General features: G+C 72.8%; 12 protein-coding genes. 3 read left to right on the forward strand and 9 right to left on the reverse strand.

Going from position 1 to position 13,699, the window contains the following annotated elements; genetic code table 11:
* Window positions 1-456 precede the first annotated feature (456 nt).
* From BMX74_RS34195 to BMX74_RS34205, 3 genes are all read left to right on the forward strand, one after another.
* Window positions 457-753, forward strand: coding sequence for a hypothetical protein (locus BMX74_RS34195; RefSeq protein WP_091104691.1), 297 nt, complete (start codon window positions 457-459; stop codon window positions 751-753).
* Window positions 753-2,081, forward strand: coding sequence for a DUF6745 domain-containing protein (locus BMX74_RS44480; protein ID WP_177227618.1), 1,329 nt, complete (start codon window positions 753-755; stop codon window positions 2,079-2,081). The genes BMX74_RS34195 and BMX74_RS44480 overlap by 1 nt, the downstream gene beginning before the upstream one ends.
* Window positions 2,082-2,344: 263 nt before the next feature.
* The gene (locus tag BMX74_RS34205; protein WP_256257437.1) at window positions 2,345-3,043 is read left to right on the forward strand and encodes an SAM-dependent methyltransferase; all 699 of its coding nucleotides are present in this window, start codon (window positions 2,345-2,347) and stop codon (window positions 3,041-3,043) included.
* 512 nt (window positions 3,044-3,555) lie between these two features.
* On the opposite strand, the gene BMX74_RS34210 is transcribed toward BMX74_RS34205, so the two are convergent.
* The 9 genes from BMX74_RS34210 to BMX74_RS34250 form a co-directional block, all read right to left on the reverse strand.
* Window positions 3,556-4,395, reverse strand: coding sequence for an STM4011 family radical SAM protein (locus BMX74_RS34210; protein WP_082535429.1), 840 nt, complete (start codon window positions 4,393-4,395; stop codon window positions 3,556-3,558).
* Window positions 4,389-5,765: an STM4012 family radical SAM protein gene (locus BMX74_RS34215; protein WP_091104695.1), complete on the reverse strand. Its 1,377-nt coding sequence runs from the start codon at window positions 5,763-5,765 to the stop codon at window positions 4,389-4,391. Before BMX74_RS34215 ends, BMX74_RS34210 begins: the two co-directional genes overlap by 7 nt.
* On the reverse strand, window positions 5,752-6,537 hold the full coding sequence (locus tag BMX74_RS34220; RefSeq protein ID WP_177227624.1) for an STM4013/SEN3800 family hydrolase: 786 nt from the start codon (window positions 6,535-6,537) through the stop codon (window positions 5,752-5,754). The genes BMX74_RS34215 and BMX74_RS34220 overlap by 14 nt, the downstream gene beginning before the upstream one ends.
* Before the next feature lie 112 nt (window positions 6,538-6,649).
* Complete coding sequence (locus BMX74_RS34225; RefSeq protein WP_337959872.1) at window positions 6,650-7,732, reverse strand: STM4014 family protein; 1,083 nt, start codon at window positions 7,730-7,732, stop codon at window positions 6,650-6,652.
* Window positions 7,729-8,826, reverse strand: a complete 1,098-nt coding sequence (locus BMX74_RS34230) for an STM4015 family protein (protein ID WP_256257438.1) — start codon at window positions 8,824-8,826, stop codon at window positions 7,729-7,731. Before BMX74_RS34230 ends, BMX74_RS34225 begins: the two co-directional genes overlap by 4 nt.
* Window positions 8,827-8,946: 120 nt before the next feature.
* Window positions 8,947-10,194, reverse strand: coding sequence for an iron uptake transporter deferrochelatase/peroxidase subunit (gene efeB / locus BMX74_RS34235; RefSeq protein ID WP_177227619.1), 1,248 nt, complete (start codon window positions 10,192-10,194; stop codon window positions 8,947-8,949).
* A 26-nt stretch (window positions 10,195-10,220) separates the two neighbouring features.
* A complete protein-coding gene (gene efeO / locus BMX74_RS34240) occupies window positions 10,221-11,366 on the reverse strand; it encodes an iron uptake system protein EfeO (protein ID WP_055506858.1) in 1,146 nt (381 codons plus the stop codon).
* A 14-nt stretch (window positions 11,367-11,380) separates the two neighbouring features.
* Window positions 11,381-12,217 (reverse strand): iron uptake transporter permease EfeU, encoded by an 837-nt coding sequence (efeU, locus tag BMX74_RS34245; protein WP_055506859.1) that lies wholly within the window; start codon window positions 12,215-12,217, stop codon window positions 11,381-11,383.
* Between the two features lie 114 nt (window positions 12,218-12,331).
* Window positions 12,332-13,699 (reverse strand): glycoside hydrolase family 5 protein, encoded by a 1,368-nt coding sequence (locus BMX74_RS34250; protein WP_055506860.1) that lies wholly within the window; start codon window positions 13,697-13,699, stop codon window positions 12,332-12,334.

The raw sequence follows: 13,699 nt of genomic DNA on the forward strand, positions 1-13,699 counted from the left end.
CGAAACGCCCCCTCCCCACCGCCCCCTCCCCACCGGCCCCTCAACACAGGGCCCTTCACCACACCGGGCGCACCGGGCGCCCTTCACCACCTTGGCCACACGGGGCCACCCACTGGCCCCTCACCACCGCCACCGGCCGCTCATCGCACGCTCCTCATCGCAGGCCCCTCACCGCCGGCCGCAGACCACGGGCTCACAACCACCGGGCTCGCGGTCATAGGGCTCGACCAGCCTCACGACCACCGGGCTCACGACCATCCCGGCCTTGCAACGGATGGTTGGTCTGGTGGTGGAGGTCCGGGGTGGAGCGGCGCCTGGTCTCGGGGCTCGGCCCGCCCGGAGTCCTCCGGCCTTCGGGGCGGGTGGTCGGCTCGTGGGCTGACGACTTCGGGGGACGGAAAGTGTCGTAGAGGGTCGCTAGCTTTCGACCATCCCCTGACCGATGGAGGTTGGTCGATGTACCGACAGGGCGACGTCCTGATCGTGCCCGTGCCCGAGGAGTCCGTCCCGCGCGGGATGAAGCCCCAGGCGCGCGACGCCCGCGGCAGGCTGGTGCTGGCGTACGGTGAGGCCACCGGCCACTGCCACGCCATCCCCGGCCCCGGCACCCTGGCGGGCGGTTTCCTGCACCTGCCCGAGGGCGGCAGGCTCGTCCACGAGGAGCACGACGCGATCTCCCTTCCCAAGGGCTGGTACCGCGTGGTCCGGCAGCGTGAGTACGTTCCCGGCTCGACCCGGATGGTGGCCGACTGATGGGCGTCATCACCTGGCGCGACGTGGCCCTCGCCACCGGTGCGGGCGCCGATCCTGCGCAGGCGGTTCGCCGGGCGTACCGCGAGGCGGGCCTTCCGGAGCCCGAGCACGTCGTCACGCTGCCGTCGCCCGCCGCCGGAGCCCTGGTCGCCGCCTGGCTCACCGGAGACCACGACGCCCGCCCGGCCCTGGAGGCGTCGGGCCTGCTGAAGACGCCCGACCTGGCTTCGGCGGACAAACCCGCCGAAGCCGACGAACCCGCAGCCGCCAGCCGCCCCGAGATCAGCGCGGGCGGCGGTCGGGTGGAGGGTGGTGCTGTCGTCCGCGGGTCTGATGGCGGTCTTTCGCAGGATGGCTCGGCTGGTGACGGGTCGCTGGGCGAGGGGGTCGTGGAGGAGGCGCGGGCGGTCGTGCGGCGGCTGCGGGCGGCGGGGCTCCGCCCCGGTCACGCCGGGCGGTCGGTGCGTCACCAGGTCCGTACGCTGCCATGGGAGCGTGCCAGGGCGGCCGCCCACGCCGAGCTGGGCCCGACCGGCTGGGCAGCCGTGTGGGCCTCGACGGCGGGGCCGATCTGGCAGCAGGTCCAGCGCCTGGTGGCCGACATCCGCGGGGCGATGGCCGACGTCGGGGGAGAGGCGTTGCGCCGCGTGACCCTCGACGCGGTCCTGGGCCAGCACGACGCCCCATGGCTCGCCGCCTTCGTCCCCCTCGGCCCGCCGAGCTCTCCCGGCACTCAGGAGCCCGGCGGCACGGTCCAAACGCAGGACGCCCCACCCCCCGGTGAGGCTGGGCTGCGAGGGCTCGCGGACGTCGCGCAGGCCGCCGGGTGGTGGTGGCCGTACGAGCGGGTCGCGGTCGTCACCGCGCGCCCCGTCGAGCTGCACCTCGACGAGCTGGACCGGTTGCACCGGGCGGAAGGTCCGGCTCTGCGCTACGCCGACGGGTTCGCCCTGCACGCCTGGCACGGCATGCCGGTCCCGGCCGGCTTCGGGGCCGTCATGGGCCGCCTGACGCCCGCACGCATCAGGCAGGAGGAGAACGCCGAGCTGCGCCGCGTCATGCTGGAGCACTTCGGCGTCGACCGCTACCTGGCGGAGTCCGGGGCCGAGCCGACGCAGTCCGACGAGACGGGCACGCTGTGGCGCATCGAACTGCCGGGCGACGAGCCGGTGGTGATGGTGGAGGTCGTCAACTCCACGCCGGAGCCCGACGGCACCCGCCGCACGTACTTCCTGCGCGTGCCGCCATGGGTGCAGCGGGCCCGCCAGGGCGTCGCCTGGACCTTCGGCCTCGCGGAACAGGACTACATCCCCCAACGCGAAACCTGACCCCACCCTTGCGGGAGCGCGGTGTCCCGCGGCGCGTCGATCGCATCGTGCGCGCCGCCATTGACGCGCCCGATGCTCACCTGGAATCGGGGGACGGAGGCGTCGTCGTCCCCCGGTAGGCGTGGGGCGGAAGGTTCTGGGGCCGGAGAGTGCGGAGGCGTTCGAGAACCGGTGGTGAGCTGCGGTGACGGGGGTTGACGGGTAAGATCGACAGGTTGGGAAAGTGGCTGTTTGGGGGGTTTGTGGAGCGGACCGTTCGTAGCATGGACGATGTCATGGCGCTGCTCGACCGGCTGTTCGCGGCCGACGCCGACCGGTGGACGGAGAACGCCTCCGCCTGGTGGGACGGCTTCTACGCCGACCGCTCCAAGCCCGTCCCCTTCTTCGCCGACAAGCCGGACGAGAACCTGCTGTCGTACGTCGAGCGTGGCCTGATCCGCCCCGGCCGGGTGCTGGATCTCGGCTGCGGGCCGGGTCGCAACGCGGTCTACCTCGCCTCGCGCGGCTTCGAGGTGGACGCCGTCGATCTCGCGCCCGCGGCAGTCGCCTGGGGTGAGCAGCGGGCGGCGGAGGCGGGCGTCGAGGTCCGTTTCGTCTGCGGCGACGCCTTCACCGCCGACCTGCCCGGCCCGTACGACCTGGTGTACGACTCCGGTTGCCTGCACCATCTGCCGCCGCACCGGCGGGTGACGTACCGGGCGCTGCTCGACCGCGTGCTCGCCCCGGGCGGGCACCTCGGCCTCACCTGTTTCGCCGCCGGGGAGATGGGCTCCGAGCTGCCCGACGAGGCGTTCTACCGGGACGGCCGGCTGCACGGAGGGCTGGCCTACAGCCCGGACGCCCTGCGCTGGATCTTCTCCGACCTGGAGGAGGTCGAGATCCGCGCCATGGAGGAGCAGCCGGAGGGCTCCCCGCTGTTCGGCTTGCCCTTCCTGCTGGCGGCACTCTTCCGCCGCCGCTGACCCTTAGGGAGCAAGGCCGGCGCGGGAACGCCCTGCAGTCCGCGCCCCGGTCATCTCGCGCTCCGGTCACCTCGCAGGCGGACGAGGAGCACGCGGACGCGGACTGTGCCGTGGGGTGTGCTGCCGCCTCTGAGGACGTGGGTGTCCGCACAGGACGTGGCCGCCCCCGCCAGGAGGCGGCGCCCCGTCAAGAGGCGGCGTTCAACAGGACGCGGACGTCCCTCAGTCGCGGGTCCGCACAGGACGCCGGCACCCTCTCAGGGCACGGGCGTCTTCGCAGGACGCCGGCGTTCTCACTTGACCCCGGGCGTCCATCTCCTGGGGCTCCAGGCGTCCGTCTCTTTGAGGCGGGCGTCCCTCGTAGGATGCCGACGTCTCTCTCAGCATGGCGGGCCGGGAGGGTGAGCGCTGCGTACCTCATACCGCAGCGCCTTGGCAGGGCGAGCGCCTCGGGTGGCGGGTGTCGCGGCCCGAGAGGCGCAGGCGGTGGGGCCGAAGTCGGCTTCAGGTCGTCAGGGGGTGAGGGGCCAGGTGGCGGGGATGCGTTCCGGGATGCCGCCCTCGAAGACGTCGTAGAGTCCGAGCGGCTCCAGGTGGACGTAGCCGATGTGGCAGTCGCAGGTCGCCGCCGGGCAGGGCCGGGGGCGCAGGTTCGGGCGGTACGTCCCGTCGTAGAGGTTGCCGAGCACCTCGGGTACGAAGTGGCAGCGGCGCACGGTCCCTTCGCCGTTCACGGAGATCACGCTGTCGCCGGTGCGGCAGGGCCGTCCCGCGGTGGTGTGCGGGAACCGGCTGTACGGGAACAGCGGGTCGATCGCCGTCCACTCGGCCGCCTCGGCGTCGGTGTAGAGGCGGCCTTCCTCGGCGTTCACCCACAGGTACGTTTCGGCCGGGAGGTCGGCGCGCAGCCGCCGGGCGGCGTCGAGGTGCGCCGGGTCGCCGACGACGCCCACGCTGTGCCGCACCGGCAGCGCCCGCACCTTGCGGAGGAACCGCTCGTACGGCACCTGGGTGGGGTGGTACGTCACCCACAGCGCGGCCCGCTCGGACGCGGCGGACAGCCAGTCGGTGCGGCAGCTCAGGTTGGTCTGGACGGCGACCTTGGCGACGTTGGGCAGCCAGGACAGGTCGACGAGCGCCCGCCGGTACCAGGAACGCACCAGGCTCTCGCCCCAGGGCGTGAACAGCACGGACACGGTGAAGTCCTGGGCGGCGACCCAGGCGGTGAAGCGTTCGAGCGCGGCCCGGTCGGCGCGCAGTTGCTCGGGGGTGTCGCGGCGCTTGGCGAAGGGGCAGTACGCGCAGTCGTAGTCGCAGCTCGCGAGCGGCCCGCGGTAGAGGATGGTCAGCACGCGGCGTACCCCTCCATGCGGGCGCTGACGCCGGGGGAGAAGAGGGCGGGGCCGATGGCGTCGGAGTGGGCGAGCCCTTCGGGGGTGAGCCTGACGACGCCGGGGTCCACCTCCAGCCAGTGCGCGAACGGCGCGAGCACGTCGCCGTCGAGGGGGAAGTCGTCGAGGACGTCGGTGCCGAAGCTGGCGGCGTACAGCGGTCTGGACAGGCCCTCGGCCTGCAGCAGCGACTGGATGAGGTGGCGCCGCCTGCGCTCGGCCTGGTCGAGGTGGAAGCCGACGTCGGCGTGGGCGAAGTCGTCGCGGGCCACGTACTCGTCGATGATCGCGCGGACGTGCCTGGCGCCGACGGCGTAGTCGAAGGAGTAGTGCAGGCCGCTCGTGTACGACCGGGCGCCGCAGCCGAGCCCCACCATGCCGTCGGTCTGGCAGCAGTAGGCGGTGGACGCGGCGGTGCCGGGCAGGCGGAACATGCGCATGGACACCTGTTCGTACCCGGCGTCGAGCAGCCGGTCGCGGCCGGTGCGGTAGAGCTCCATGCGCTGGTCGTCCCAGGCCCTGCCCTGTTTGCCGAGGCCGGTGAGGGGGCGGACGTACAGGGGGTAGAGGAACAGCTCCTCGGGCCGCCAGGTGAGCGCCGTCTCCAGGGAGTGCAGCCAGGACGCGGTGGTCTGCCCGTCGATGCCGTAGATGAGGTCGATGTTGAGCACGGGCACGCCGCAGGCGCGGATGGCGTCGAGCGCGGCCTCGACCTCGGAGCGCCGCTGCGGGCGGACGGCGGCGCGGGCCTCGGCGTCGACGAAGCTCTGCACGCCGATGGACAGCCGGGTGGTGCCGCGCTCGGCCAGCACCGAGAGCCGGTCGGGGGTGGCGGTGGCGGGTGAGGTCTCGACGGAGAGCGGGACGGCGGTGAGGTCGACGCCCATGGTGCGCTCGGTCAGGTCGAACAGGCGCTCCAGTTCCTGGGCCGACAGGTACGTGGGCGTGCCGCCGCCGATCGCCGCCGTGGCGAATCCGCCGGAAGCGCCCCCGAATCCGCCGGAAGCGCCGCCGAATCCGCCGGAAGCGCCGCCGAGACCGCCGGAAGGCCCCGGCGCCGTGGAGGCCGGGGCCGCGGCGTTCAGGGCGGCGCGGACGGCCGTGGCCTGGCGTTCCAGGGCGTCGAGGTAGGCGGAGACCAGGCTCTCCGGCGCGCCCGTGCGGGTGAACAGGTTGCAGAAGCCGCAGCGCATCTCGCAGAACGGGATGTGCACGTACAGCGCCCCTGGGCGCTCCCCGGCCCAGACGTCGGCCAGCGCCGGACGGGGGTCGAGCGGCCGGTACGCCGTCTTGTGCGGATAGGCGTAGACGTAACCCTCATAGGGTCGCATGTCGCTCCAAGATGAACTGCGCGTAGGGGACGGTCCAGACGACCTCGTGGCCGATGCGGTGCCCGACGTGGCCGTCCTCGCCGTACGCGGTGCCGTGGTCGGAGCACACGATGACCAGGCAGGGGCGGCGCATCAGCGCGTACAGGCGGCCGATGTGCCGGTCGACGTACCGCAGGGCGGCGGCGTGCGTCTCCAGGGAGTCGCCGGTGGCGCCGGGCAGGTAGAAGTGGTTCGGCTGGTGCAGGGCCGAGACGTTGACGAACAGGAAGACCGGCTCGCGCCTGCCGCGTACGGCCGCCGCGGCGCAGTCGATCTGGTGCTCCAGCGACGACGGGCTGGTCACGCCGAACTCGGGCGCCCAGTGGCTCTCGGCGAACAGCGCGGGCAGCACCGAGCCGAGCGGGGTCAGCTTGTTGAAGAAGCCGACACCGCCGACGCAGACGGTGTGGTACCCGGCGCGGGCGAGGCCGGTGGGCAGGTCGGGGGCGTCGAACACCCAGGTGTGCTCCGCGGTGGTCTCGCTGCCGGGGAACGTGGCCGCGAACAGCCGCGGATGCGGCCCCGGCGTGACGGGGGTGGGGAGGAACCCGGCGAAGACGGCGGCGTGGGCGGCGTACGTGAAGCTGCCGGGGCTGTGCCGCCGCTCCCATGAGACGCCGGGGGGCAGCAGGTTGGGCAGCAGCCCGGCGCCGGCCAGTTCGGCGGCGACGTCGTAGCGCAGCGTGTCGAGCGTGACGAGCAGGATGTCGTGGCTGCCCACGATCTGACGCATGTCCATCTCAGGCATGTCCGCCTCGCGCGTGTCCGTCCCACGCGTGTCGGCCTCGCGCAGGTCCGTCCCTCGCGTGTCCGCCTCGCGCAGGTCCGCCTTACCGCCGGCCGTCTCACGCCTGTCCACGCGCCGTCACCTCCTCCCGCCGGGCCTCGGCCGCCAGCGCCGCCTCCACCTGCTCGGCGTACGTGTCGCGGCCGTTCCCCGCGAGGTCGGGCAGGCCGGGCAGCAGGTCACCGAACGCGTTGACCTCCGCCACGGCCACCGACCGCAAGTCCGCGCCCACCATGACGTCCACGCCGACGCTCGGGCTGCCGGGGAAGCAGGCGGCGGTGCGCGCGCACACGTCGAGCACCCGCTCCCACAGCTCCGGCCGCGACCGCACCACGTCGAGGTCGCCGCGCCCCCCGCCGAGGTGCAGGTTCGTCATGGGGGCGCGGCTCGCCCGTACGACGGCGTGCGTCGGACGGCCGGCGACGGCCACGACCCGCAGGTCGAACACGCGGCCGTCGCCCAGCGACGCCTTCGGGAACCAGCGTTCGACGTGCAGGCCGTCGGGGCCGAGGAAGTCGACGAGGCGGCGTACCTCCTCCTCGGCGGCGTAGGAGCTCAGCCGCAGGGAGTTGCGCGGGGCGCCGCCGGTCCAGGCCGCCGAGGTGACGGCCTTGACCTGGTGCCCGGCCGCCTGGAGGGCGATCACGCCGGACGCCGACGAGCCGTGCGCGGGCTTCACGAACACCCGGGACCAGCCGCGCTCCGCCATCCCGGCGCGCAGCTCGGCGTACGAGCCGGCCGGGAACGCCGGGGGGACCGGCACCCCGGCCGCCTCCAGCACGGCGTGGCAGCGCCGCTTGTCGAACAGGACCGCCGTCTCGCCGGCATCGCGCAGCAGGCGCACGCCGGGGATGGCGGCGACCCGGTCCAGCCCGGCGGTGAACCCGGCGTACCAGGCCGCGCCGCCGCCGACCCTGGCCGGGTCGCCGGGGCCGCGCAGCAGGGCGTCGGCCTCGGCGTCCTCGCCGGGCGAGTCGACGCGCAGCAGCGATCCGGGGGGCGCGGCCAGGGGCCGGCCGGACAGGACGTCCGGCCAGGCGATGACGTACGGCTCGGCCAGCCCGCGCGCCACCACGGCGTCGCGGAACAGCGTCACCCGCCGGTCGCCCGGGGCGCCCACCACCCCGAACCGCACGCTCACTCGCTCACCGCCACGTACGCCCAGTCGGCGTCCTCGTGCTGCGCCTCGGACAGGTCGACGTCCACGCCGGGCAGCGCGAGCCGCACCCTGTCGGCCATGCCGGGGGTCAGGAAGTGGTGGTGCAGGTCGAGGCGGCGCAGGTGGGTGAGAGGCTGGCCGCTGAGCAGCGCCTCGGCGCCCGTGTCGGTGAGCACGCCCATGCTGAGGCTCAGCTCCTCCAGCCGCGGCACGACGGGCGCGCCGGCCACGGCGGCGGCGAGGTCGTCCTGCAGCGGGCTGTCACACAGGCCGAGGCGGCGCAGCGCGGGCAGCCGCTCGCCCGACAGGATCGGGCCCAGGTCGGCGACGGTGTAGTCGCCGCCGTACTCGTCGACGCCGAGCCACAGCTCCAGGTGCCGCAGGCCGGGGAAGGACGCCGCGGCGACCCCTCTGACCACCTCGCCCGGCAGGCCGCCGGTCTCGAACCGCAGGACCCTCAGGTGCTCGTGCGTGACGGGCCGCAGCCGCAGGCCCTCGCTGCCGCGCACGTCGAGGCGCTCCAGCTTCGGGTACGCCTCCAGCAGCGGCGTGATGTCGCCGTGCCGGATCCAGGAGATCTCCCAGAACTCGGCGGGCACCGCGCCGAGGAACACGGCCCGCAGTTCGGGCAGGTCGGCGGCGCGGGCGGCCAGCACCTCGGGGGCGTTGCGCGCGCCGTATCCCTGGACGGCGATGGCCCGCACGCCGGACGGGCCCACCTTGGCCAGGAGGTCGTCGAGCTCGGCGGACAGGGCCGAGGACGCCGAGTCGCGGAGGTCGGTCTCGTCGTTCAGGAGCCAGGCGACGGGGCCGGGACCCTGCGGCGCCTGTTCGGCGTACAGGACGGGGAGCCCGGCGAAGGCGGTGCGCCAGGGCTGGTCCCAGTCGTCGAGCGCGCTCCCGGGCACGAACGTATCGCCGGAGTCGGGACGGCCGGCCACCGGGCCGGCGGCGAAGGATCCGGAGGCGAAGGATCCGGAGGGATGGGAGGCGTCCCCGCCGTGGGGGTCGGGGGAGCTGGACGGGTCCCCGCTGTCGCGGTCGGAGGGGTGCGAGGGGGCGTTGTTGGGGGTCACGGTGGTGGGGTCCTCGGTCGGCGGTCGGGCGGTCCTGTCCTACCAGACCGCGCCGACAAACCCCGAAGCCCCCGCCCCCAGCCCCCCGCCCCGGCCGCCCCTCGGATCGCTGGGAACGGGTCAGTTCTCGAAGAGGGCGCGGCCCCAGTAGTCGCCGGCGTCCCTGACTCCGGGCGGGCAGGCGAACAGCCCGCTGGAGACGTGCTTGATGTACTCGTTCAGCGCGTCGTGCCTGGCCAGCCGCATCTGTACGGGCACGAACTGCTTGCGAGGGTCGCGCTGGTAGGCGATGAAGAACAGTCCGGCGTCGAGCCGGCCGAGCCCGTCGGAGCCGTCCACGAAGTTGTAGCCCCTGCGCAGCAGGTGCATGCCGCCGTTGCTGCTCGGGTGGGCGAGCTTGACGTGGGAGTCGTCCCTGATGGCGGTCTGGCCGTCGGGGCCCTTGGTGGCGAAGTCCACCGGGTCGAACTCCTTCTTCTGCCCGAGCGGCGCGCCCTCGCCCTTGTCGCGGCCGAAGATCTGCTCCTGCTCCTGCAGCGACGAGCGGTCCCAGGTCTCGATCGTCATGCGGATCTTCCTGGTGACCATGTAGCTGCCGCCCGCCATCCAGGCGCTGCCGTCCTCCCCGGAGGCCCAGAGCTGGTCGCGCAGCAGGTCGGCGTCCTCCAGCTTCATGTTGTTGGTGCCGTCCTTGAAGCCGAACAGGTTGCGCGGCGTCGCCTGGGCGCGCGACGTGGACGACGTGCGCCCGAAGCCGAGCTGGGACCAGCGGACGGAGACCTTGCCGAAGCCGATCCTGGCGAGGTTGCGGATGGCGTGCACGGCGACCTGCGGGTCGTGGGCGCACGCCTGCACGCAGATGTCGCCGCCGGAGATCTCGGGGACGAGCTGCTCGCCGGGGAACTTGGGCAGGTCGGCGAGCGCGGCCGGGCGCTTGGAGGCGATCCCGAACCTGTCGTCGAACAGGGAGGGGCCGAAGCCGATGGTCAGCGTCAGCCCGGACGGCGGCAGGCCGAGCGCCTCGCCGGTGTCGTCCGGGGCGGCCTCGGGCGCGCCGCCGACCGCGCCGAAGGTGCCCGCGTCCTTGCCTTGGGTGAGGCGGGCGGCGGCGGCCGTCCACTCCTGGAGCAGGTCGACCAGTTCGGCGCGCTTGTCGGTGATCACGTCGAAGGCGACGAAGTGGAGCCGGTCCTGCGCGGGTGTGACGATGCCGGCCTGGTGCTCGCCGTAGAAGGGGAACGCCGAGGAGGTCGAGGACGCGGCCACGAGGGCCGGCTCCTCCTCCAGCATGCCGCGGGACGCGACCGCGCCCGCCCCCAGCACCGCCGCCCCTGCCGCGCCCAGGCCGAACAGGCTTCTGCGGCTCATGCGCTGGCCCATCGCGTTGCCTCCCGTTACTTCGCGACGATCGGTGCGATCTTGCTGATCGGCTCGGCCAGCGCGTTGATCGCGTCGGACAGCGCCTTCAGCTCGGCCTTGGACAGCTCGTTGTGCAGCCGCCAGCCGTCGCCCTTGCGGTGCGTCTCAAGGGCGGCCTCGGCCGCGGCGAACTTCTCGTCGAGGGTCTTGACCAGCTCGGGGGAGCGCTCTTCGAGCACGGGCCGCAGCGACTGGACGGCCGCCTTGGAGCCTTCCAGGTTGGCGTCGAAGTCCCACAGGTCGGTGTGCGACCAGATGTCCTCCTCGCCGGTGATCTTCCCGGACGCCACCTCGTCGAGCAGTCCCTTGGCGCCGTTGGCGAGCTGGAGCGGGGTCAGCTCGGTGGCGTTCGCCTTCTGGACGATGGTCTTGACGTCGGCGATCAGCTTGTCGGCGACGGGGCCGTCCTTGCTGATGTCCTTGCCGACCCACAGGTCCTTCTCGATGCGGTGGAAGCCGGTCCACTCCTCGCCCGCGGCGAGGTCGGCCTCGCGCGCGTCGATGGCGGGGTCGAGGTCGCCGAAGATCTCCGCGACGGGCTCGATGCGCTCCCAGTACGTCCGTGACACCGGGTACAGCTCCTTGGCCTTGGCGATGTCGCCGGCCTTGACCGCGTCGACGAACTCCTGGGTCTTGACCAGCAGGGTGTCGCTCTGCGTCTTCACGTACCGCTTGTACCCGGCGACGGCCTCGGACAGCTTGGCGTCGGCGCTGAGCGGCTTGTGCTCTCCGGTCACCTTGAGCGGGTTGCGGATGCCCTTGCCCACCATGCCGGGCTTGCACACCGCCTCGTACGTGCCGGCGGGCAGCTCGGCGACGAGCTCGCGGGTCAGCCCGGGGACGATGTTCTCGACCTCGGCCATGACCCGGTCGCCGGGCGCGTACACGTAGAACTCGGTGACCTTGCTGCCGCCGTTGGTGATGGTGAACGTGCTGGTGCCCGCGGCGACCTCGGTCGCGGCGACCTTGCATTCGGTGTCGGACGCCGCCACCGTGATCTTCCCGGGCTCGGCCGCGCCGCCCCCGGCGGCCGGGGCCTGGGAGCCGCCGCAGGCGGTGAGGCCGGTGGTCAGCCCGGCCAGCGCGAGCGCGCCGAAGGACAGGCGGATGCTGGTACGCACGGTGTGCTCCTGTTTCAGGCCGAGGCGGACGGGGCCGGGGCGGCGGTGGGGGTGACGCGCTGGGGGCGCAGGAAGAAGTAGAGGGTGGGCGCGAGGTAGACCAGCCACGCCACGACCTCGGCGACGCTGGGCTGCGGCGTGATGTTGAGCATGCCGGACAGCAGGGCGCCGTACCAGGAGTCGGCGGGCAGGACGGCGCTGATGTCGAACGCGTACGTGGTCAGGCCGGGGAGGAGGTTGGCCTCCTGGAGGTCGTGCACGCCGTACTTGAAGATGCCGGCGGCGACCAGGATGAGCAGCAGGCCGGTCCAGGTGAAGAACTTGGTGAGGTTGATCCTGACGGCGCTGCGGTAGAGGCCCCAGCCGATCGCGACGGAGGTGAGCAGGCCGAGGAGGATGCCGGTGAGCGGCGTCAGGTCGGTGGTGGCGCCCTGCACGGAGGCGAAGAACAGCAGCGCGGTCTCCAGGCCCTCGCGGGCGACGGCGAGGAAGGCCATGACGACGACGGCGAGCGAGCCCATCTGGAGCGCGTCGGCGAGCTTGCCCCTGAGCTCGCCGGACAGCGCGCGGGCGGTGCGCCGCATCCAGAAGATCATCCAGGTGACGAAGACGACGGCGAGCAGCGAGGTGATCGCGTCGAACAGCTCCTGGCCGGTGTGACCGAGGGTGGCCGCGGTGAAGGTCAGCAGCGCGCCGAACCCCACGGACAGCGCGACCGCGGCGGCCACACCGGTCCAGACGAGTGGCAGTTTGTCCTTGCGGTCACTCTTGACCAGGAATGCCACGAGGACCGAGACGACGAGTGTCGCCTCCAGTCCCTCGCGCAGTCCGATGAGGTAGCTGGCGAACACCGTCACTCCCAGCGCTGAGGAAAGGCTTACCTAAATTAGGGCAGCCGAAGCATACCCAGCGCAAGCACCGAAAGCGACAGTTTGTGTGGCGTGATTCAGCCCACTATGCGATGATCATCGGCTGAGGTTCTCCCCCAGCAGGTCGAGCAGCGGCCGGCGGCGCACGCACCGCTCCAGCGCGAACGAGTCGGCCAGGGCGATCAGCTCGTCGTCGCCCAGCCCGCGGAACAGCTCGGCGTACTCCGGCAGCAGCGCCTGGGCGATGAGGATGTGCCTGATCAGGTCGTCGGTCTGGTAGCGCGCCCCCCACGGGTACGGCTTCCACGCCGGGAACTCCCGCTCCAGGAGCGCGTGCAGCGGCGCCAGCTCCGCCGCCGACTCCTCCATCGTCGAACCCCACCGGTCGGCCCCGAGCCGCCGCTTCTTGGCGATGAAGGCGCCGAACCGCTCCAGGTACAGGCCCGTCGCGTGCACCAGCCCCTGCAGCCCGACGTCCTTGTACGTCCACAGCGACCACCCGGCGCCGTGGGCGTCGTAGATGTCGAGCTGGTCGCGCAGGATCCGGTAGCGCTGCTCGTCGACGGCGGGGTCGCCGGTGTAGACCGGGCCGAACTCGCCCACCCACAGCGGCGTGCCGGTCTCGCGCTGGAAGCGGGAGCGCCGCTCGAAGGTCTGCTCCAGCTGGTCGCGGTCGCACCACTCGCCGCGCGTGTGCCCGGGGTACGGCCCGCCGTGGGCGAACCCGGCCAGCGCGTAGTCGTGCATGACGAACACGGCGTTCTCGTACACCTCGCGGAACACCGAGAAGTCGGTGGCGTAGGTGTTGCCGTCCAGGAACAGGACGTGCCGGGGGTCGGCCGCGCGCACCGCCTTGACCAGCCGGTCGTAGAACGGCCCCACCACCTTCCCGGTCGGGTCGCCGGGCTCGTTGACCGGGTTGTAGCCCGCCACCCACGGGTAGTCGCGGTAGTGGTCGGCGATCGCCTCCCACAGGTGCACGGCGCGGTCCTGGAAGTGGCGGTGCTGCCAGAACGCGGCGACGTGCGTCGGGTTGTCGGAGTGCCAGTGCTGGTTCTGCGCCCCCGGCAGCGCGTGCAGGTCGATCACGCTGTACACGCCGCGCTCGCCGAGCAGGCCGATCACCCGGTCGAGGTGGCGGAAGCCGCGCTCGTCGATCTCCAGGGGGCGGTCGTCGGACTCCCAGTGGCGGTAGTTCACCGGGATGCGCACGCAGTTCATGCCGAGGCCCGCCAGCAGGTCGGCGTCCCGCTCGGTGAAGAACGAGGTGAGCAGCCGGTCGAAGAACAGCTCCGCCCGCTCGTCGCCCAGCACGTCGCGCACGGCGAGCCGCATCGCCGTCTCGTTCGCCGGGTAGCCGGTGATGAAGTTCTCCATGTTCATCCAGCCCCCGAGTCCCACCCCGCGCAGCCGAACCGGCGTGTGGTCGTCCGTCACGAGCTGGGTTCCGGACACGTGCAGCAT

The organism is Nonomuraea pusilla (genome assembly GCF_900109355.1).
GTDB lineage: Bacteria > Actinomycetota > Actinomycetes > Streptosporangiales > Streptosporangiaceae > Nonomuraea > Nonomuraea pusilla.

Coding starts and splice junctions, on each gene's coding strand:
- BMX74_RS34195 (WP_091104691.1), top strand. CDS start 457: ATGTACCGACAGGGCGACGTCCTGATCGTGCCCGTGCCCGAGGAGTCC.
- BMX74_RS44480 (WP_177227618.1), top strand. CDS start 753: ATGGGCGTCATCACCTGGCGCGACGTGGCCCTCGCCACCGGTGCGGGC.
- BMX74_RS34205 (WP_256257437.1), top strand. CDS start 2,345: ATGGACGATGTCATGGCGCTGCTCGACCGGCTGTTCGCGGCCGACGCC.
- BMX74_RS34215 (WP_091104695.1), bottom strand. CDS start 5,765: ATGCGACCCTATGAGGGTTACGTCTACGCCTATCCGCACAAGACGGCG.
- BMX74_RS34220 (WP_177227624.1), bottom strand. CDS start 6,537: ATGCGTCAGATCGTGGGCAGCCACGACATCCTGCTCGTCACGCTCGAC.
- efeB (WP_177227619.1), bottom strand. CDS start 10,194: ATGAGCCGCAGAAGCCTGTTCGGCCTGGGCGCGGCAGGGGCGGCGGTG.
- BMX74_RS34250 (WP_055506860.1), bottom strand. CDS start 13,699: ATGCTGCACGTGTCCGGAACCCAGCTCGTGACGGACGACCACACGCCG.